The sequence below is a fragment of the Mesorhizobium sp. CA12 genome (assembly GCF_020165255.1).
GTDB lineage: Bacteria > Pseudomonadota > Alphaproteobacteria > Rhizobiales > Rhizobiaceae > Mesorhizobium.
Genome location: NZ_JAIUHT010000016.1, coordinates 72,800 through 91,270 on the forward strand (window position 1 = coordinate 72,800; position 18,471 = coordinate 91,270).

At 63.5% G+C, this 18,471-nt stretch carries 20 protein-coding genes; 14 read left to right on the top strand and 6 right to left on the bottom strand.

The genetic code is table 11. The features are described from left to right. Positions 1-525, bottom strand: a complete 525-nt coding sequence (locus LB520_RS23390) for a GNAT family N-acetyltransferase (protein WP_224639540.1) — start codon at positions 523-525, stop codon at positions 1-3. 62 nt (positions 526-587) lie between these two features. Beyond that, entirely contained in the window at positions 588-1,139 is a 552-nt protein-coding gene (gene hslV, locus LB520_RS23395) for an ATP-dependent protease subunit HslV (protein ID WP_040986886.1), read from the bottom strand. Positions 1,140-1,354: 215 nt separating this feature from the next. Here hslV and hisB point away from each other — a divergent pair, with 215 nt between their 5' ends. From hisB to LB520_RS23455, 12 genes are all read left to right on the top strand, one after another. After that, positions 1,355-1,951 carry an imidazoleglycerol-phosphate dehydratase HisB gene (gene hisB, locus LB520_RS23400; protein WP_140843544.1) on the top strand — a complete coding sequence of 199 codons (597 nt, stop codon included), beginning with the start codon at positions 1,355-1,357 and terminating at the stop codon, positions 1,949-1,951. A gap of 4 nt (positions 1,952-1,955) precedes the next feature. Continuing rightward, a complete protein-coding gene (locus LB520_RS23405; RefSeq protein ID WP_224639541.1) occupies positions 1,956-2,426 on the top strand; it encodes a DUF2628 domain-containing protein in 471 nt (156 codons plus the stop codon). 1 nt (position 2,427) lies between these two features. Continuing rightward, the gene (hisH, locus tag LB520_RS23410; RefSeq protein ID WP_140843540.1) at positions 2,428-3,078 is read left to right on the top strand and encodes an imidazole glycerol phosphate synthase subunit HisH; all 651 of its coding nucleotides are present in this window, start codon (positions 2,428-2,430) and stop codon (positions 3,076-3,078) included. A 1-nt stretch (position 3,079) separates the two neighbouring features. Beyond that, positions 3,080-3,370 (top strand): DUF1330 domain-containing protein, encoded by a 291-nt coding sequence (locus LB520_RS23415; protein WP_224639542.1) that lies wholly within the window; start codon positions 3,080-3,082, stop codon positions 3,368-3,370. Between the two features lie 3 nt (positions 3,371-3,373). Then, entirely contained in the window at positions 3,374-4,120 is a 747-nt protein-coding gene (hisA, locus tag LB520_RS23420) for a 1-(5-phosphoribosyl)-5-[(5-phosphoribosylamino)methylideneamino]imidazole-4-carboxamide isomerase (protein WP_224639543.1), read from the top strand. After that, positions 4,117-4,956: an arginase family protein gene (locus tag LB520_RS23425; RefSeq protein ID WP_224639544.1), complete on the top strand. Its 840-nt coding sequence runs from the start codon at positions 4,117-4,119 to the stop codon at positions 4,954-4,956. Before hisA ends, LB520_RS23425 begins: the two co-directional genes overlap by 4 nt. After that, positions 4,956-5,747, top strand: coding sequence for an imidazole glycerol phosphate synthase subunit HisF (hisF, locus tag LB520_RS23430; protein WP_224639545.1), 792 nt, complete (start codon positions 4,956-4,958; stop codon positions 5,745-5,747). Before LB520_RS23425 ends, hisF begins: the two co-directional genes overlap by 1 nt. Before the next feature lie 9 nt (positions 5,748-5,756). After that, positions 5,757-6,080 (top strand): phosphoribosyl-ATP diphosphatase, encoded by a 324-nt coding sequence (locus LB520_RS23435; RefSeq protein WP_224639546.1) that lies wholly within the window; start codon positions 5,757-5,759, stop codon positions 6,078-6,080. A gap of 72 nt (positions 6,081-6,152) precedes the next feature. Beyond that, entirely contained in the window at positions 6,153-7,112 is a 960-nt protein-coding gene (gene coaA, locus LB520_RS23440; RefSeq protein WP_224639547.1) for a type I pantothenate kinase, read from the top strand. 176 nt (positions 7,113-7,288) lie between these two features. Continuing rightward, positions 7,289-7,603: a GtrA family protein gene (locus LB520_RS23445; protein ID WP_224639581.1), complete on the top strand. Its 315-nt coding sequence runs from the start codon at positions 7,289-7,291 to the stop codon at positions 7,601-7,603. After that, positions 7,600-9,150, top strand: a complete 1,551-nt coding sequence (locus LB520_RS23450) for a hypothetical protein (protein WP_224639548.1) — start codon at positions 7,600-7,602, stop codon at positions 9,148-9,150. The genes LB520_RS23445 and LB520_RS23450 overlap by 4 nt, the downstream gene beginning before the upstream one ends. Before the next feature lie 128 nt (positions 9,151-9,278). Next, the gene (locus LB520_RS23455) at positions 9,279-10,877 is read left to right on the top strand and encodes a hypothetical protein (protein WP_224639549.1); all 1,599 of its coding nucleotides are present in this window, start codon (positions 9,279-9,281) and stop codon (positions 10,875-10,877) included. A gap of 410 nt (positions 10,878-11,287) precedes the next feature. Here LB520_RS23455 and LB520_RS23460 read toward each other — a convergent pair whose 3' ends face one another. The 4 genes from LB520_RS23460 to LB520_RS23475 form a co-directional block, all read right to left on the bottom strand. After that, positions 11,288-12,463: a glycosyltransferase family 87 protein gene (locus LB520_RS23460; RefSeq protein WP_224639550.1), complete on the bottom strand. Its 1,176-nt coding sequence runs from the start codon at positions 12,461-12,463 to the stop codon at positions 11,288-11,290. 107 nt (positions 12,464-12,570) lie between these two features. Continuing rightward, a complete protein-coding gene (locus tag LB520_RS23465; protein WP_224639551.1) occupies positions 12,571-13,188 on the bottom strand; it encodes an alpha-ketoglutarate-dependent dioxygenase AlkB family protein in 618 nt (205 codons plus the stop codon). A 189-nt stretch (positions 13,189-13,377) separates the two neighbouring features. Next, positions 13,378-13,815 (bottom strand): alternative ribosome rescue aminoacyl-tRNA hydrolase ArfB, encoded by a 438-nt coding sequence (gene arfB / locus LB520_RS23470; protein WP_224639552.1) that lies wholly within the window; start codon positions 13,813-13,815, stop codon positions 13,378-13,380. Between the two features lie 82 nt (positions 13,816-13,897). Beyond that, complete coding sequence (locus LB520_RS23475; protein ID WP_224639553.1) at positions 13,898-15,508, bottom strand: phosphoenolpyruvate carboxykinase; 1,611 nt, start codon at positions 15,506-15,508, stop codon at positions 13,898-13,900. A 341-nt stretch (positions 15,509-15,849) separates the two neighbouring features. Between LB520_RS23475 and LB520_RS23480 the strand changes: the two genes are divergently transcribed. Then, positions 15,850-16,551, top strand: a complete 702-nt coding sequence (locus tag LB520_RS23480; RefSeq protein ID WP_006201274.1) for a response regulator transcription factor — start codon at positions 15,850-15,852, stop codon at positions 16,549-16,551. A gap of 127 nt (positions 16,552-16,678) precedes the next feature. Further along, on the top strand, positions 16,679-18,463 hold the full coding sequence (locus tag LB520_RS23485) for a sensor histidine kinase (RefSeq protein ID WP_318012130.1): 1,785 nt from the start codon (positions 16,679-16,681) through the stop codon (positions 18,461-18,463). Positions 18,464-18,471 lie beyond the last annotated feature (8 nt).

The following is an 18,471-nucleotide window of genomic DNA, read 5'->3' on the forward strand; positions in this document are numbered from 1 at the left end:
TCAGTCCCCCAGATTTTCATCGTCGTCGGCCGCATCGACGGCCATCAGCACGACGTCCCCATATTGCGAATGCCTGCGCCCGATCGGCCTGAAGCCGGCCTTCTCATAGGCGCGGATGGCGCGGCCATTGTCGGGATGCGGATCGATGATGACGCGCGGCGCGCCTTCCTCCAAAAGCTCCTCGACGAACTGGCGCAGGATGGCCGAGCCATGACCGACCCCGACCAGCTCCGGCGGGCCGATCGTGAGATCGATGCCCAGCGTGCCGAAGGGCTGGTCGGCATAGGGATGGTCGTCCTCCATATGCGGATCATAGCTCTGCAGATAGGCGATTGGCCTGCCGTCGAGCTCGACGATCAGCGGCTCCACCGAAACCGAATCGATATGCTCGCGGATCTCGGCGATTTCCTTTTCCGGATCGTCCCACCACTCGGCGACATGCGGCTCGCGCAGCCAGCCGGCGATCATCGGCAGGTCTTTTTCCGTGACCGGCCGAAAATCATAGCTGTCTTCCTGTTCGACCATGATCTTGTCCGAAAACCGGCGGCCATTGTTCGCTTTCGCGGTCCTTCGGTTCGGGGTCATGTTCAAGCGGCATCGAGCGTTTCGACGACAAAATTGTTGTTGGTGTAGACGCAGATGTCGGACGCGATCTGCATGGCCTTGCGGGCGATCTCCTCGGCATCCTTGTCGGTGTCGATCAGCGCGCGGGCGGCGGCCAGCGCGTAATTGCCGCCGGAGCCGATGGCCATGACGCCATGCTCGGGCTCCAGAACGTCGCCATTGCCGGTCAGCGCCAGCGAGACCGACTTGTCGGCGACCAGCATCATGGCTTCCAGCCGGCGCAGATAGCGATCGGTGCGCCAGTCCTTGGCGAGCTCGACGCAGGCGCGCGTCAGCTGGTCCGGATATTGCTCGAGCTTGGCTTCGAGCCGCTCGAGCAGGGTGAAGGCGTCGGCGGTAGCGCCGGCGAAGCCGGCAATGACACTGCCGCCCTTGCCAATGCGGCGGACCTTGCGGGCGTTGCCCTTCATGATCGTCTGGCCGAGGCTGACCTGGCCGTCGCCGGCGATCACGACCTTGTTGCCCTTGCGCACGCTGATGATGGTCGTGGCGTGCATGGTGAGTTCATTCGACATTTGAGCTCCGATGCGCGCTATCCCTTGAAAAGGCGATTGGCGCGGTACGAGTGAGTTTGATCGGCCATATGTATGCATAGGGCCAACGATTGCAAACCGCCTCAGGCCGAGCCGATAGCGGCCGGAATGGCAACTGGCAATCGCCGGATCATGCTGATAGAAGGCTTTCGTTTTCAAGCCCTGGCGCCTCCAAGCAGGGCAACAAGGACAAAGCGATGACGCGTTCGGCCGAAGTCAGCCGCAAGACCAAGGAAACCGAGATTTCGGTCTCCGTCGATGTCGACGGCAAGGGAAAATCCGACATTTCGACCGGCGTCGGCTTCTTCGACCATATGCTCGACCAGCTGTCGCGCCATTCGCTGATCGACATGACGGTCAAGGCCAAGGGCGACCTGCATATCGACGACCACCACACTGTCGAGGACACCGGCATCGCGATCGGCCAGGCGCTGAGCAAGGCGCTGGGCGAGCGGCGCGGCATCATGCGCTATGCCTCGATCGACCTTGCCATGGACGAAACGCTGACCAGGGCCGCGATCGACGTGTCGGGCCGGCCGTTCCTGGTCTGGAATGTGGGCTTCTCGTCGCCGAAGATCGGCACGTTCGACACTGAGCTGGTGCGCGAGTTTTTCCAGGCGCTGGCGCAGAATGCCGGCATCACGCTGCATGTGACCAATCATTACGGCGCCAACAACCATCATATCGCCGAAACCTGCTTCAAGGCGGTGGCGCGGGCGTTGCGCGCGGCGCTGGAGCCCGATCCGCGCCAGCCCGACGCGGTGCCTTCCACCAAGGGATCCCTGAAAGGATAGCCCTATGGCGATCTATGTCGTGATGGCGCCGCCGGCCGGCAACAAAGCCGAGGACGCAATTTTCGTGCGCGACAGCTTCACCTGGCTGGGTTTCTTGGTCGCGCCGCTGTGGCTCGCCTGGCGTCGGATGTGGATCGAGGCGGCCCTGACCTTCATCGTCATGGCGATCCTGTCGGTGGTCGGCGAGAGGCTCGGACTCGAAGGGGCCGGATCGCTGCTGTCGCTGCTGGTCTCGCTCTATGTCGGCTTCGAAGGCCAGGGCCTGCGGATCGCCTCGCTGCGGCGGCGCGGCTGGCGCGAATGGGGCGTGATCGAGGCCGGCAATCTCGCCGATGCCGAGACGCGCCATGTGCTGGAAACCGGCGAGGAGAGCGAGGAGCAGCCCCTGCCGCGCATCGTGCCGGATGCATCGCAGGCACGTCCGCCGCAGACAGGCATGGCGCTCGGCCTGACCCATACGCCTGGAAGGCCCTGACATGCGGGTGGCCATCATCGATTACGGCTCGGGCAATCTGCGCTCGGCCACCAAAGCCTTCGAGCGCGCCGCTCATGAGGCGGGCCTTGCCGCGACGATCGAGCTGACGGCCGATGCCGAGCGGGTGCGTTCCGCCGACCGCATCGTGCTGCCGGGCGTCGGCGCCTATGCCGACTGCGCCGCCGGCCTGCATGCGGTGTCGGGGATGTGGGAGGCGGTGGAAGAAGTCGCGCTTCGTAAGGGGCGTCCTTTCCTCGGTATCTGCGTCGGCATGCAGCTGATGTCGCAACGCGGCCTCGAAAAGACCGTCACCCAAGGTCTTGGCTGGATCGCCGGCGACGTCAAGGAGATCACGCCGTCCGATCCGGCGCTGAAAATCCCGCAGATCGGCTGGAACACGATCGAACTCCAACGCAAGCACCCGCTGTTTTCCGGAATCGAGACCGGCCCGAAGGGGCTGCACGCCTATTTCGTCCATTCTTATCATCTGGACGCGAAGAATTCCGGCGAAGTGCTGGCGACGACCGATTATGGCGGCGCGGTGACGGCGGCCGTCGCCCGCGACAACCTTGCCGGCACGCAGTTCCATCCCGAGAAGAGCCAGGCGCTCGGCCTGGCCTTGATCACCAATTTCCTGAAATGGAGGCCCTAGCGTGAGCAAGAAGGGCTATTGGATCGTCATCCTCTCGGTGACCGATCCGCAAGGCTACCAGCGCTATCGCGACGCCATAGGCGACGCCATTTCCAATTTCGGAGGCCGCTATCTCGTCCGCGGAGGGGATGTGACGAACCCGGAAGGATCGGATTTCGGCCGGCATGTCGTGGTGGAATTCGATTCCTATGAGGCGGCCCTGAACTGCTATCGGTCGGAGGCCTACCAGAGAGCGCTTGTGCACAGACGGGCGGCCTCGACCGGACACTTCGCAATTGTCGAGGGCGCCTGACCGATGATCCTGTTTCCCGCCATCGATCTCAAGGACGGCCAATGCGTGCGCCTGAAGCACGGCGACATGGCCACCGCGACCATCTACAACGACGACCCCGCCGCACAGGCCAGGGCCTTCGAGGAGCAGGGCTTCGAGTGGCTGCATGTCGTCGACCTCAACGGCGCCTTCAAGGGCCAAAGCGTCAATTCGGCGGCGGTCGGCGCCATTCTGAAGGCGACGAAGAATCCCGTGCAGCTCGGCGGCGGCATCCGCACCTTGCCGCAGATCGAGGATTGGCTGGATCGCGGCCTGACGCGCGTTATCCTCGGCACCGTGGCGGTGCGCGAACCAGACCTGGTCAAGGAGGCCTGCAAGGCCTTTCCCGGGAAAATAGCGGTCGGCATCGATACCAAGGGCGGCAAGGTCGCGGTCGAAGGCTGGGCCGAGGCCTCCGAGCTCGGCGTCATCGAGCTGGCCAAGAAATTCGAGGGCGCCGGCGTCGCCGCCATCATCTACACCGACATCGACCGCGACGGCGTGCTTTCCGGCATCAACTGGGATTCGACCATCGACCTCGCCGAGGCCGTGTCGATTCCGGTGATCGCGTCCGGCGGCCTCGCCTCGATCGCCGACATCGTGCGCATGACCATGCCCGACGCGCAAAAACTCGAAGGCGCGATCTCCGGCCGCGCTCTGTATGACGGACGTATCGACCCAGCCGAGGCGCTGGCGATCCTGCGCGGTGAGCGGACGGGGGCAAGAGCGTGAATATTTCGATCATCCTGGCCTCCTATGACAGCGGCCATTTCCACGGCGGCTGCGGCCAGGGCCCGGACGCGCTGATTTCGGGCGGGCTGGCCGAGGCGCTGAAGCTCGCCGGCCACGATGTCGAGGTGAGCGACATCGGCAAGGTGGTCGAGGACGAAGCCGAGCGCGAGATCGGTACCGGATTTGCCGTCTGCAACGCCGTTTCAGGCGAAGTCCGCATGGCGCTGGACAGGAAGCGGTTTCCGATCGTGCTGGCCGGCAACTGCCTGACCGCCGCCGGCTCTGTGGCCGGTGCCGGTGCCGACGCCATCATATGGGCGGACCAGCACGGCGATCTCAACACGCCGGAAACCACCACAACGGGCTTTCTCGACGGCATGGCGCTGGCCACCGTGCTGGGCCTGTGCTGGCGATCGATGGCAGCGCAGATCCCGGGCTTCAAGCCGCTCGATCCGTCGCGCTGCGTTCTTGTCAATGCGCGCGACCTCGACAGCGCGGAAAAGGAACTGCTGGAAAAGCTGCCGATCATCCGGACCGAATGCCCGGACTGGAAGAGCGCGGCGCAAAGGCTGAAGGCCGACGGTGCACGCCAGGTCCACATGCATGTCGACCTTGACGTGCATGACCCCGAGAAGCTGCAAGCCAATCGCTACACCACGCCCGGCGGTCCGGCTCCCGAGCAGCTGCGCACCGCCATGTGCGGTCTGGCTGGGCCGCTCGCCATCGCCGGGCTCACCATCTCCGCCTACGATCCGGCCTTCGATCCCAAGGGCGACGTGCCGCCGCTGGTCGGCGCGCTGGTGGTCGACCTGCTCTCGACGCTGGAGCGCAAGTAATGCTCAAGGCCCGCGTCATCCCCTGCCTCGACGTCAAGAACGGCCGCGTGGTCAAGGGGGTGAACTTCGTCGACCTCGTCGATGCCGGCGACCCGGTTGAGGCCGCCAAGGCTTATGATGCCGCAGGCGCCGACGAGCTCTGCTTCCTCGACATCACCGCATCGTCCGACAATCGCGAGACGATCTTCGACGTGGTTGCCCGAACTGCCGAGCAGTGCTTCATGCCGCTCACCGTCGGCGGCGGTGTGCGCCAGGTGGCCGACATCCGCAAGCTGCTCCTGGCCGGCGCCGACAAGGTGTCGATCAACACGGCGGCGGTGAAGAACCCGGATTTCGTCGCGGAAGCCGCCGATAAATTCGGCAACCAGTGCATCGTCGTGGCGATCGACGCCAAGAAGATATCGGCGCAAGGCGAGACCGACCGCTGGGAGATCTTTACCCATGGCGGACGCGAGAAGACCGGCATCGACGCGGTCGAATTCGCGCAGCGCATGGTCGAGCGCGGCGCCGGCGAGATTCTTTTGACCTCGATGGACCGCGACGGCACCAAGGCCGGTTACGATATTGCGCTCACCCGGGCGATTGCCGACGGGGTGCGCGTGCCGGTGATCGCTTCCGGCGGCGTCGGAACGCTCGATCACCTGGTCGAGGGTATCCGCGACGGCCATGCGGCTGCGGTGCTTGCCGCCTCGATCTTCCATTTCGGCACCTACACCATCGCCGAAGCCAAGACGCATATGGCCAGGGCCGGCCTGCCGATGCGGCTGGACTCGGCCGCCCATCGGACTTAAACCGCTGCTATGGCTCAATTTTCGCTCGCCGAGCTGGAAACGATCATCCATCAGCGCGCCCATTCCGGCGACGCCGACTCATGGACGGCGAAGCTGTTCGCCAAAGGCATCGATAAGGCGGCGCAGAAGCTCGGCGAGGAAGCCGTCGAGACGGTGATTGCCGCCGTCAAGGGGGACAAGAAAGCCGTCGTTTCGGAAAGCGCCGATCTTATATATCATTGGCTGGTCGTCCTTGGCATCGCGGGCATTCCGCTTGACGAGGTGCTGAAGGAGCTTGAGGGCCGAACCAGCCGCTCGGGCATCTCCGAGAAGGCGTCCCGGCCCCAGGGTTGATCGAAAGAGAGAGCATGATGTCGCCCGGCTTCGCACTTTTCGGCAGCACGCTCTAGGAGGGCAGGAAACCCGATGGACCAGCTGGCTCCGACCGAGAAGTATTCCCCTTATCGATTCTTCTCCGCCGAGCAATGGTCGCAGTTTCGCGCGGACACGCCGCTGACGCTGACCGGGGACGAGATCGACCGGCTGCGCTCGCTCAACGACCCGGTCGACCTCGAAGAGGTCAAGCGCATCTACCTCTCGCTGTCCCGGCTGCTTTCGGCCCATGTCGAGGCAAGCCAGCTGCTGTTCCGGCAGCGCCAGGCCTTTTTCAACGCGCAGGACGTCGTCAAGACACCCTTCATCATCGGCATTGCCGGCTCGGTCGCGGTCGGCAAGTCGACCACGGCGCGCGTGCTGAAGGAACTTCTGGCGCGCTGGCCGTCGAGCCCGAAAGTCGACCTCATCACCACCGACGGCTTCCTGTTGTCCAACGAGATCCTGCGCCGCGAGAACCTGATGGAGCGCAAGGGGTTCCCCGAGAGCTACGATGTCGGCGCGCTGCTCAGGTTCCTGTCCGGCATCAAGTCGGCGCAAAGCAGCGTCAGCGCGCCGGTCTATTCGCACCTGACCTACGACGTCATCCCGGGCGAGTTCGTCACCATCGACCGGCCGGACATACTGATCTTCGAAGGCATCAACGTCCTGCAGCCGGGCAAGCTGCCGAAGGACGGCAAGATCGTGCCGTTCCTGTCCGACTTCTTCGATTTCGCCATCTATATCGATGCCGACGAGAAGCTGATCCATCAATGGTACATCCAGCGTTTCATGCGGCTGCGCGAAACCGCCTTCCGCAATCCGGATTCCTTCTTCCACCGCTATTCGCAACTCTCCGAGGATGCCGCGCGGGCCATCGCCGAGGGGCTGTGGGCCAACATCAACCTGAAGAACCTGCGCGAGAACATCCTGCCGACCAGGGCGCGGGCCGACCTCATCCTGCGCAAGGGCACCAACCACCTGATCGAGGAAGTGGCGTTAAGGAAATTGTGACCCCTTAACGGCGCCTTAGGCAATCCCGGCTAGCGTTGCCAGCCAAACTCCAGCGGGTGTCGGGAGGCAACCGGTGATCAATGCGGGCAATGCCGCGGGACGCGAGCCCCCGGTCTATTCACTGATCATTCCGGGCTTCAATGCAGAGGCGGCGCTGCCGCTACTTGTCCGGCGGGATGAGCCTAACTCGACAAGCTCGACGCCAGCGCCGGAGCAGCGTTTCCTATTGCGGGCATCGCTGCGTGACGTTCATGCCTGACGGTGCGCTTGGCGTCGAAATCTTCCGCTTCGCCTGTGCAACCGGGGCCGGATTCCTCCTCTCCGTTGGGCTGGCCGCAATTCTCACCGATCTCGCCGGATACCTGTCGGCGCCGGTGGCGCTGGCTTCCATTCTAGTGCCGGTTCTGAACTTCGCAGTCTTACGCAAGTTTGTCTTCGGCGCTCCCATGGGCGCCAACGGCCCCCTCTGCCCCGAAGGAGAGAGCCGATGACCGCCGTGCTCGACAGACCGACAGCAGACGCGCCGATCGGCGAAGCGCGCAGCATGTGGGCATGGACCGTGATACTTTGCCTGCTGGTCCTGGCGGCCGCCATTCCCTGGCAGATGCGATGGGGCGTCATACCAGACACGAGTTGGGTGATCACGCTGTGCGAGAAGATGCTTGCCGGATCACGGCTCTATGTCGACGTGTTCGAAGTCAATCCGCCTTTCACGCCTTGGATGTTCATGCCGGTCGTGGCACTGGCGCACAAGGTCGGCATGTCGCCGGAGGTGGCGGTTCATGCCTACAGCTATGCGATTTGCCTGGCAGGATTGGGGTTTGCCGGGCTGATCGCCAAGCAGGCCGGTCTTGCCGAGAACCGCGCGCTGTTTCAAATGTTGCCGCTGTTCCTGGCCCTGCTTGTCATCTTCCCGGGCAATGCTTTCACCGAACGGGAGCAACTGGGGATCGCGTTGTTTTTGCCGATGCTGGTGCTGACGGCGTGGCGCGCGGCGCCTATCGAAGGACGCGTGCCGAGTATCCTGACGGCGGTTCTTGCCGGGCTTAGCGGCAGCGTGCTGGTTCTGGTGAAGCCCTACTATGCACTGGTCGTGCTCGTTCCGGCGTTCTACGCGGCCTGGAGCCGCCGGTCGATCCGGATGCTTTTCGCCGTCGAGAACTGGGCGATCGGCCTGGTCTGCGTCGCCTATGTCGTTGCCGTCCAGTATTTCTATCCGGAATTCCTGAGCGTCGTCTATCCAATGCTGGCCGACACCTATATGCGGATGCAGAAGATGCAGGCGCTGCTGGAGATCTATGTGCCGATCTATGTGGTCGCTCTTGCCGCGCTACATCTTCTTAGACCGGGATTGCCTTTGTCGCCACTGGTCACCGTGTTCACGCTTGCTTCGCTGGCTGCGACCGTGCCGCTGATCTACCAGGCAAAAGGCTGGCCCTATCACGCGTTTCCGGCCTTCAGTCTGATTCTGGCGGCCCTCCTGCTGAGGATGGCGCAAGCTGCCCCGGCGACATACAAGTCGCCGGGCACGGCGATGGAACTGGTGCTCAAGGTGCTGCTGGCTGTCATCATTGCCGCCGCCGCCATCCCGTTCATGCAGACACAGAAGCTCAGTGCAGAGTTTGTCGCCAAGCTTAAGGCCGCTGCTCCTCAGCCGACCGTCGCGCTAGTCGGCGCCGACATCTCGGGAGGCCATCCTCTTACCCGCATGCTCGGCGGGACATGGATTTCACGCCATTGCAACGACTGGCTGGGTGAATCAGCGCGTTATCTTTCGGGCATCGCAAGCCGGAACGGCGACCAGGAGGCGGCGTCCCACTACCGGCAGATCGCCGATCGCTACATCGAGAGCAAGGTCGCCGAACTCGAGACCCAGAAGCCTGCCATAATAATCGTCGAGAAAAAGGACAGGGACTGGAATGCGGAGCTTGCCCAGTGGCAAGACTACACCAACTTCCTGCGACGCTATCAGCAGATTGCCGAGGATGACGAAGTGCAGGTGTTGCTGCGCAATCCAGGAACTGCCCAGGCAGAGTGATCCGCAGCCGTCCTTTCGGGAGAGGTCGCGAGGAAATTTTGAACGGTGGCTGCCGGTTAAAGCGCGCTTAACTGCCGGTCCGTTAGAAACTAAGCCACAAACGCTGTACTGCTATTGAGGCTCCCGGCATGGATGCGCCATTGGTTGCTTCAGGCGAGCAGGCCGATCTGCGGCCCCGTCAGGCCGGAACTGCATTTCGCCTTGGCCTGCCGGCTGCCGCAACATTGTTGATCGCCCTCTATGCGATCGTCGTCTCGCGCGTCTTGCCGGGCAATGTCGACGTGTCGTGGCTGCTGACCGTCGGCGACCGCGTGCTGAGCGGCGAACGCCTCTATGTCGACGTCGCCGAGGCCAATCCGCCCTTTTCGACCTGGCTCTATCTGCCATTCCTAGTTCTTGAGCGGTTGACCGGGCTTTCGGCGGAGCTCTGGGTGGGGCTCGGCATGGTAGTGCTGGCAATCGGTTCGGTCTGGCTTTCAGCTCGAATCCTCGTACGTGCCGACCAAACGCTGACGCGATTCGTCTGGGCAGTTCCGGCCCTGGTGTTTCTTCTGCTTGCGCTGTCGCCGGCGGATTTCGGCCAGCGCGAACAAATCGCAGTCATCTGCCTTTTGCCTTGGCTGGCGCTGCTTGCGGCACGCGACCGGACAGCGGATTTCCGCGCCGGCAGCACGGCCGAGCGGCTTGCCGCCGGGATTGGCGCCGCGATTTTCGTCATGATCAAACCGCCCTTCAGCGTGCTGGCGCTGGCTGCGCCGGTGCTGGTCCTTGCCGCGCAGCGACGCTCGGCGCGGCCTCTGCTGACGACCGAGAATGTCTTCGGCGCTGTTTTGACCGTCGGCTATCTGGTCGTGCTTGTGATCTTCATGCGGCCCTTCTTCACCGATGTCCTGCCTTTGCTGCGCGAGGTCTATTTGCCGATGCGCTTGCCGGTCGTCGACATGTTGATGCTCTTGCCGGTGAAGATTTTCGTGGCCATGGCCGCGGCAACGTTGGCCATGGCCTACCCTGACCGGCCCGATCGCGATGCGAAGGTTCTGCTGCTGGCAGGTGTTGGCTATGTCCCTGGGTTTGTCGTCTTGGGCAAAGGCTGGACCTATCAGGCGATGCCGTTCCTGACGCTCGGCATGTTGGCCTTTGTGCTCCAGTTTATCCGGTTGCGGCCACAGCGCGACCTGCCTGGGCTGGCAAGGGCGGGTGTCGGGTTCGGTCTGCTTTTGCTCGTAACGACCGTCGCGCCACGGCAAGGCCTGGCATTCGTCGAACCGCGTGGCGATCTCGACGCGGCGACGGCCGCCATCAACCGGATCGCCGATCACCCGACCTTTATATCGATCGGCTCGGCGCTGCAGATCGGCAATCCGCTCGTCCGGATGACCGGCGCTCGCATGGTTGGGCGCCACCCGTCCGGCTGGATGGTCAATGATGCCCAGGTCCTGATCGAGTCTGGGCCGGATACCGCGACCCACCTCAGGCTCGAAGCCTTGCGCGCGGATTACACGCAGGCGATCGCCAGTGAGTTGGCCACGAAACGGCCGGATATCGTTGCCGATGACGGAACCGCAGGACCGGACGTACCGATAAAGCTCCATCTGACGCAGCCGCACGCAACGGCCCCGTTGCGTGACAGCCCTTTGATCGCAAAGGCTTTGCAGGACTATCGTCTGCTCTATCAGAACGCCTCCGTAACCCTGTTCATCCGCAGCGATATCGCCGAACGCAATTAGGACGGCACTGGCTGATCGAGATCAATTGGCGCTTAAAGGATATCTCCTTTCTGGCTGCCCTGGCGGGACTGATGCTGGCCGCGCGGCGGTGCGCCGCCCGTTTCAGGGAAGGACCGGCGCTTCTCGCGCTTGCCCCTGCCGCCTATGCGATGCCGGTGCTGTTTCCCGGCAATGTTTCAGCGAGCGTGAGCATATCGGCGTCGCGCTTTTCCTGCCGCTGATGTCATTGATGGCGTGGTGCGCGCGGGGCGAGGTACGGGTGCTACAGCGCAACGCAGGAATTAGCCAGGCACGAGGACCCGCGACCGCCTCAAATTGACATGGCCGTCATTCTTCATACTTCCTGCGGCGAACGGAAGGCTGCGGCAAAGCCGCCGAGCCTATCGCTGCGCACGTATCTTGGAATTGTTTCAGGCTAGGGACGGTTCTCCCGAGAGTTCAGCCTTCCGGCCTCTCGTCCATATCGAATGCAGCATCCACGCGGCAAGAAACAGCGGGATCAGGACAGCGACGCAATATCCGCCCCAGGTGAAAAAATTCACGACGAAAGGCGCGAGCCAGCAAATCGCCAGGATCAGCCGAGGCGGCCTGGAAACCATCGCGGCGAGCATCGCCACCGCTACGGCCACACCGATCGTGTCGTAGGTATAGCCATAGGGCGTGGCAAGGATTGCGAGGACAGCGGTAAGCACCACGCGTTCCTGATGCGAGACCACGCGGCCCGGCCGCCAGAGCCAGATCGCCGCGGCGATGGACGCGATGGTTGCGACCGCCTGCACGCCATAGGCGGAGGTCACCCCGGCGCCGAAAGCTCTCGCCGTGAAGAACACCGTTATCGCGTTGTACTGATAGGGCTGCGGATAAGGCGCCTCCATGATCGCCGTCATCAAGGGGCGGGTTTCGGTCAGGAACAGGCGCCAGACATCGAAGCCAAAGAACAGGCCGGTGGCGAGGGCGATCACGACGCTGGTGCCGATCGCCGCGAGAATGGCGCGCCAGTTGCCGCTGGCGAGCAGGCAGAAGGGCACGAGAATGCCGAGATGCGGTTTGATCGTCAGCAGGCCGAACAGGATTCCGGCCAGCAGCGGACGCCTTGGTGCCACGGCGAGGCCTCCGATCAACAGCGCGGCGGTCAGCGCGCCGTTCTGGCCGAACAAGGAGTTCCAGATAACCGCCGGGCTCAAGACAATCGCCAGTTCCAGCGCCGCTCCGAGCTTCAGCGGCCGGATCGCCAGCCACAGGCACAGCACGGTCCCGACCGTCCAGATCAGATAGGCAGGCAGGATCGGCAAGGTGGCAAGCGGAACGCCGAGCAGGAGGATGTTCGGCGGATAGCTCCATTCCTGATTTGGAACGTCGGGTGAGAACATCGCGCGCAGCGCCGCGCGATAGGCCTCCACGTCGAAGAGAACGGCAACGTGGCCCTCGATGGCCATGCGCGAACCTGCCCAGAGGTTGGTGAAATCCCAGTAGGGGAGCCTGTGCGACAGCGCGGAAAAGCCTCGGCTGTCCAAGGTCCACAGAAAGCTCAGGTAGAACCAAGTCATCCATGCGGCGATGATCGACACGACCGTGACAATGGCCACGTCCAAAAGGCTTCTGGTCCTGATCCAATCCGGTTGCATGGCGATCTCGGTTATAGCAACCGCGATTGTAGCCCAGGTGTCCTTAAGATCGTCTTGCCCCAATATGCTCAGCCAGGCACCGTCACCCGCCGCAGCGTCAGATTGATGCGGCCGCCGTTCCTCAGCAGCGCCGATGTCGCCGGATAGATGCGGTCGACACCGTGGAAGGCGAGGCGGCCTTCGCCGCCAAGCACGACGACGTCGCCGCTCTTCAGCCTGAACGACTTGGTGCCGCCATCGCGCCTGTCCTGGCCGACCCGGAACAGGCAGTCGTCGCCCAGCGAGACCGACACCACGGGCGCGGCGAAATCCTGTTCGTCGCGGTCCTGATGCAGGCCCATTTTGGCATCCGCCGAATAGAAGTTGACCAGGCATGCCTCGGGCGGATGCTGATAGGCCGAGACCTCGCGCCATAATTCCAACAGGGCTTCCGGGATCGCCGGCCAGGGCTCGCCGGTCGCCGGATGCGTCGGCTGATAACGATAGCCGCGCTCCTTGTCGGTCACCCAGCCAAGCGCGCCGCAATTGGTCATGCGCACGCTCATCTCCTTGCCGGTGCGCGGGATGGCCGGCACGTAGAGGGGTGCGGCCTGCACGACGCGCCTGATCTCCTCGACCAGCGCTTCCTGGGCCGGGCGCGGGAGGTAGCCCGGCATATGGCGGACGCCTTTGGGCAGAACCAGCATGGATCGATCCGTTGCTCCCTAGAGCCGGAAGGCTTCGGGTCTGTTCGACATGAAATCTGAATCCGTCTCTAAATCAGAGAGATAGGGCATGATATCCCGAAAACCGCTTCACACTGTTCGGCATCATGCTCCAAGCCATGCCATCCTTCAAAAGAAGGCGGCAACCCGAAACCAGCGGCTTTGGCCGGATCAGTCGCTATCCACCCGACCGCGCAGCTTCTTCACCGTCGACCGGCCTGCCTTGCTCTTCAGGCGGCGCTCCACGGCGCCTTTGGACGGCCTGGTCTTCTTGCGCGGCGGAGGCGGCGGCTCGGCCGCCTTGGCGATCAATGCAGTCAGCCGCGCCCGCGCGTCGGCGCGGTTCTGCTCCTGGGTGCGAAAGCGGCCTGCCTCGATGACGATGACGCCGTCCTTGGTGGCGCGCTGGCCGGCCAGCTTGATGGCGCGCTCGCGCACGCGCTCGGACAGGCCGGACGCGTTCGCCGCGTCGAAGCGCAGCTGCACGGCGGTGGCCACCTTGTTGACGTTCTGGCCGCCCGGACCGGACGAGCGGATGAAGTCCTCATGCAGGTCGCCAGGATGGATGACCGCTTCGCCGGAGATGATGATATCGTCGTCGCTTGCCATGCACGCACTCATGACGCGACGGCGGCAAAAAGGAAAGGCCCGGCGCGAGCCAGGCCCTGGAGGAAGAAATTAGCAGTGACTGCTATTCTGCCGCTTCCTGCATCCGCGGCGCCGCGCCGAGGATGGTCGCGTCGACATGGCGTTCGAACTTCTCGAAATTGACGGCGAACATGTTGACCAGCTTCGCGGCCTGGCGGTCGTAACCGGCCTTGTCCGCCCAGGTCGAGCGGGGGTCGAGAATGGCGCCGTCGACACCCGGGACCGCCACCGGCACCTCGAAGCCGAAATTGGCGTCGGTGCGGAACTCGGCCGACTTCAGCGAACCGTCGAGCGCGGCGCCCAGCAAGGCGCGCGTCACCTTGATCGGCATGCGGCGCCCGGTGCCGTAGGCGCCGCCGGTCCAGCCGGTGTTGACCAGCCAGCAGTCGACGCCATGGCCGGCGATCAGCTCGCGCAGCAGATTGCCGTATTCGGATGGATGGCGCGGCATGAACGGGGCGCCGAAGCAGGTCGAGAACGTCGCCTCCGGCTCGGTGACGCCCTTTTCCGTGCCGGCAACCTTGGCGGTATAGCCCGACAGGAAATGGTACATCGCCTGCGCCGGCGTCAGCCTGGCGATCGGCGGCATGACGCCGAAGGCGTCTGCGGTCAGCATGATGATGTTCTTCGGATGCCCGGCTCGGCCGGTCTTCGAGGCATTGGGGATGAAGTCCAGCGGATAAGCGCAGCGCGTGTTCTCAGTCAGGCTGCCATCGTTGAAATCCGGAACGCGGCCGGCGTCGAGCACCACGTTCTCCAGCACCGTGCCGAAGCGCTGCGTGGTGGCGAAGATCTCCGGTTCGGCCTCCGCCGACAGCCTGATCGTCTTGGCGTAGCAGCCGCCTTCGAAATTGAAGATGCCCTGCGGGCCCCAGCCATGCTCGTCGTCGCCGATCAGCGTGCGCGACGGGTCGGCCGACAGCGTCGTCTTGCCGGTGCCGGACAGGCCGAAGAAGACGGCTGCGTCGCCGTCCGCACCTTCATTGGCGGAACAGTGCATCGGCATCACGCCCCTTGCCGGCAGCAGATAGTTCAGCATGGTGAAAACCGACTTCTTCATCTCGCCGGCATAGGAGGTGCCGCCGATCAGAACGATCTTGCGGGTGAGGTCGACCGCGATCACCGTTTCGGTGCGGGTGCCGTGACGCGCCGGATCGGCGCGGAAGGAGGGCAGGTCGATGATCGTAAGCTGCGGCACGAAACGCTCGATTTCCGCGGCTTCGGGACGGATCAAAAGATTGCGGATGAACAGCGAATGCCAGGCGAATTCGGTGATGACCCGGGTCGGCAGCTTCAGATTGGCGTCGGCGCCGCCGACGAGGTCCTGCACGTAGAGGTCCTTGCCGGCTGCATGTGCCTTGAAATCCGCCAGCAGCGCTTCGAACTCACCCGGCGAGATCGCCTTGTTGTTGTCCCACCACACCTGGCCGCCGGTCGCCTCGTCGCGCACGACGAATTTATCCTTCGGCGAACGCCCGGTGTGCTGGCCGGTCTCGGCGACCAGCGCGCCCTGCGCGGTCAACCTCGCCTCGCCGCGCCGGATCGCTTCCTCGTAGAGTTCGGCCGCGCCAAAATTATAGCGTACCATGCCCATTGTCTTCAGGCCGATCGCGTCGATGGCGCAGTCGGGGTTGCGTTTGCCGGCTTCCGACATCAAATTTCCTCTCTGGATTTGGCCACATCTGACGGGTTACTTCCCGGAGCCCGCGCTGGGGCCGTCAGGTTCAGAACCAGAAAAGCCGAATGATATCAAATCATTAATCGATTTAAAAAATTTGAAAGTTGTTTAAATCGTTTATATGTGCAAAAAACCGTAGAGGTTGCCCAAAGGATTGGCAGGCTCGGTTCGTCCAATCCCACTGTGGGTGCGATGGCGTGTGACGGCAGGCCGCCCGTGACTTCGGACAAGGCCCGTGCCACATTTTGTACCCAATTTGTCCTGCAAAAGCCCCTTCTCGACGACAGAAGGGACAGCTCATGAGGGAGCCGCTTGAAATGGCAACAATCGCGCTTGTCGACGACGACCGAAACATTCTGACCTCGGTGTCGATCGCGCTCGAATCCGAGGGCTATCGGGTCGAAACCTACACCGATGGCGCGTCGGCGCTGGAAGGCCTGGCGGCACGGCCGCCGAACCTCGCCATCCTCGACATCAAGATGCCGCGCATGGACGGCATGGAGCTGTTGCGCCGCATGCGCCAGAAGTCGGATCTCCCGGTCATCTTCCTGACGTCGAAGGACGACGAGATCGACGAGTTGTTCGGCCTCAAGATGGGCGCCGACGACTTCATCCGCAAACCGTTCTCGCAGCGCCTGCTTGTCGAGCGCGTGCGCGCAGTGCTGCGCCGCACCAGCGCCCGCGAGGCGGCGGCCAAGGCGCCCAGCCAGCAGGCCCGCTCGCTCGAACGCGGCCAGTTGGTGATGGACCAGGAGCGGCACACCTGCACCTGGAAGGGCGAGCCGGTGACGCTGACGGTGACCGAATTCCTCATCCTGCATTCGCTGGCGCAGCGCCCCGGTGTGGTAAAAAGCCGTGATGCGCTGATGGATTCAGCCTATGATGAACAGGTCTATGTCGACGACCGCACCATCGACAGCCACATCAAGCGGCTGCGCAAGAAGTTCAAGGCCGTCGACGACGACTTCGAGATGATCGAAACCCTTTACGGAGTCGGGTACCGGTTCCGCGAAGCGTAAGATAGGCAGTAGGGAATAGTCAGTAGTCAGTTTTGAATGATGCGGGCGGCCACCCATAGCCGAAGTCAGCCAACCACTTCCCTACTGCCTACTCACTACTCACTAACTAAACAGGGCCTGCTATTCGATGGCAGTGGAAGTAGAGCGAGGCAGACGGGCGGGCGCGGCAAGGCGTCCGCCGCGGATCGTGCCCGCCTTCGTTTCGAAAATCACGGTGCCGATGCGCCGGTTTCTCGGCCATCACATCTTCTCCAGCCTGACGCGGCGCATCCTGTTCCTCAACCTGGCCGGCCTCGCAGTGCTGGTCACCGGCATCCTTTACCTGAACACCTTTCGCGACGGGCTGATCGACGCGCGCGTCGAAAGCCTGATGACGCAGGGCGAGATCATCGCCGGCGCCATCGCGGCTTCGGCGACCGTCGAGACCGATTCGATCAGCATCGATCCGGAAAAGCTGCTGGAGCTGCAGGCGGGCGAAAGCCTGGGGCCGGGGTCGGACCAGCTCGACAACCTCGATTTCCCGATCAATCCCGAGCGCGTCGCGCCGGTGCTGCGACGCTTGATCTCGCCGACGCGCACCCGCGCCCGCATCTATGACCGCGACGCCAACCTGCTGCTCGATTCGCGGCATCTTTATTCGCGCGGCCAGATCCTGCGCTATGACCTGCCGCCCGTCGACGAGGAGCAGCCGGGCGTCGTGGAGCGAGTGGAGAAGTTCATCTTCGACTTCTTCCGCAACAAGGACCTGCCGGTCTACCACGAGCAGCCCGGCGGCAACGGCGCGGCCTTTCCCGAAGTGGTCAAGGCGCTGACCGGCAGCCCTTCGACCATCGTGCGGGTGAGCGAGCAGGGCGAACAGATCGTCTCCGTCGCGGTGCCGATCCAGCGCTTCCGCGCCGTGCTCGGCGTCTTGATGCTGTCCACCGAAGGCGGCGACATCGACAAGATCGTCGCGGCCGAGCGCAAAGCGATCCTGCGCGTGTTCGGGGTGGCGGCGCTCGTCACCGCGATCCTGTCGATGCTGCTCGCCTCCACCATCGCCAATCCGTTGCGCCGGCTTTCAGCCGCCGCCGTCAGGGTGCGGCGCGGCGTCAAGAGCCGCGAGGAAATCCCCGACTTTTCCGATCGTCAGGACGAGATCGGCAATTTGTCCATTGCCGTGCGCGATATGACGAATGCGCTGTATGCGAGAATCGAAGCGATCGAAAGTTTCGCGGCCGACGTGTCGCATGAGTTGAAGAACCCGCTGACGTCGCTGCGCAGCGCCGTGGAAACACTGCCTTTGGCGAAAAACGATGCTTCTCGCGCGCGCCTGATGGAGATCATCCAGCACGACGTGAGGCGGCTCGACCGCTTGATCACCGATATCTCGGATGCGTCCCGCCTCGATGCCGAGCTGGCGCGCGACGATGCCGCGACCGTCGACCTGAAGAAGTTCATCACCGATCTCATCGCCGTCTCGCGCGAGACGACGCGCAACAAGAAAGCTGTCGAGATCGACCTCAAGGTCGCCAAGCTGCCGGCCGGCGCCAAAGGCTATTTCGTTGTCGGCCATGACCTCAGGATCGGGCAGGTCATCACCAACCTGATCGAGAACGCGCGTTCCTTCGTACCGGACGAGCATGGCCACATCGCGATCTCGTTGGCGCGCGCCGGCAAGTTCAACATCATCACCATCGACGACAACGGCCCGGGTATCCGGGCCGAGAAGATCGACCGCATCTTCGAGCGCTTCTATACCGACCGGCCGGCCGGCGAGGCGTTCGGCCAGAACTCCGGCCTCGGGCTGTCGATCAGTCGCCAGATCGTCGAGGCACATGGCGGCACGCTGACGGCCGAGAACATCCCCGGCACCAAGCCCGGCGAGATCAAGGGCGCGCGTTTCGTGGTGACGCTGCCGGCGGAAGGCTGATCGCCGAA

Bases quoted from the DNA above. Each gene is read 5' to 3' on its own strand.
- LB520_RS23390 (WP_224639540.1), bottom strand. From the start codon at position 525: ATGGTCGAACAGGAAGACAGCTATGATTTTCGGCCGGTCACGGAAAAA.
- hslV (WP_040986886.1), bottom strand. From the start codon at position 1,139: ATGTCGAATGAACTCACCATGCACGCCACGACCATCATCAGCGTGCGC.
- hisB (WP_140843544.1), top strand. From the start codon at position 1,355: ATGACGCGTTCGGCCGAAGTCAGCCGCAAGACCAAGGAAACCGAGATT.
- LB520_RS23405 (WP_224639541.1), top strand. From the start codon at position 1,956: ATGGCGATCTATGTCGTGATGGCGCCGCCGGCCGGCAACAAAGCCGAG.
- hisH (WP_140843540.1), top strand. From the start codon at position 2,428: ATGCGGGTGGCCATCATCGATTACGGCTCGGGCAATCTGCGCTCGGCC.
- hisA (WP_224639543.1), top strand. From the start codon at position 3,374: ATGATCCTGTTTCCCGCCATCGATCTCAAGGACGGCCAATGCGTGCGC.
- hisF (WP_224639545.1), top strand. From the start codon at position 4,956: ATGCTCAAGGCCCGCGTCATCCCCTGCCTCGACGTCAAGAACGGCCGC.
- LB520_RS23435 (WP_224639546.1), top strand. From the start codon at position 5,757: ATGGCTCAATTTTCGCTCGCCGAGCTGGAAACGATCATCCATCAGCGC.
- coaA (WP_224639547.1), top strand. From the start codon at position 6,153: ATGGACCAGCTGGCTCCGACCGAGAAGTATTCCCCTTATCGATTCTTC.
- LB520_RS23445 (WP_224639581.1), top strand. From the start codon at position 7,289: ATGAGCCTAACTCGACAAGCTCGACGCCAGCGCCGGAGCAGCGTTTCC.
- LB520_RS23450 (WP_224639548.1), top strand. From the start codon at position 7,600: ATGACCGCCGTGCTCGACAGACCGACAGCAGACGCGCCGATCGGCGAA.
- LB520_RS23455 (WP_224639549.1), top strand. From the start codon at position 9,279: ATGGATGCGCCATTGGTTGCTTCAGGCGAGCAGGCCGATCTGCGGCCC.
- LB520_RS23465 (WP_224639551.1), bottom strand. From the start codon at position 13,188: ATGCTGGTTCTGCCCAAAGGCGTCCGCCATATGCCGGGCTACCTCCCG.
- arfB (WP_224639552.1), bottom strand. From the start codon at position 13,815: ATGGCAAGCGACGACGATATCATCATCTCCGGCGAAGCGGTCATCCAT.
- LB520_RS23475 (WP_224639553.1), bottom strand. From the start codon at position 15,508: ATGTCGGAAGCCGGCAAACGCAACCCCGACTGCGCCATCGACGCGATC.
- LB520_RS23480 (WP_006201274.1), top strand. From the start codon at position 15,850: ATGGCAACAATCGCGCTTGTCGACGACGACCGAAACATTCTGACCTCG.
- LB520_RS23485 (WP_318012130.1), top strand. From the start codon at position 16,679: ATGGCAGTGGAAGTAGAGCGAGGCAGACGGGCGGGCGCGGCAAGGCGT.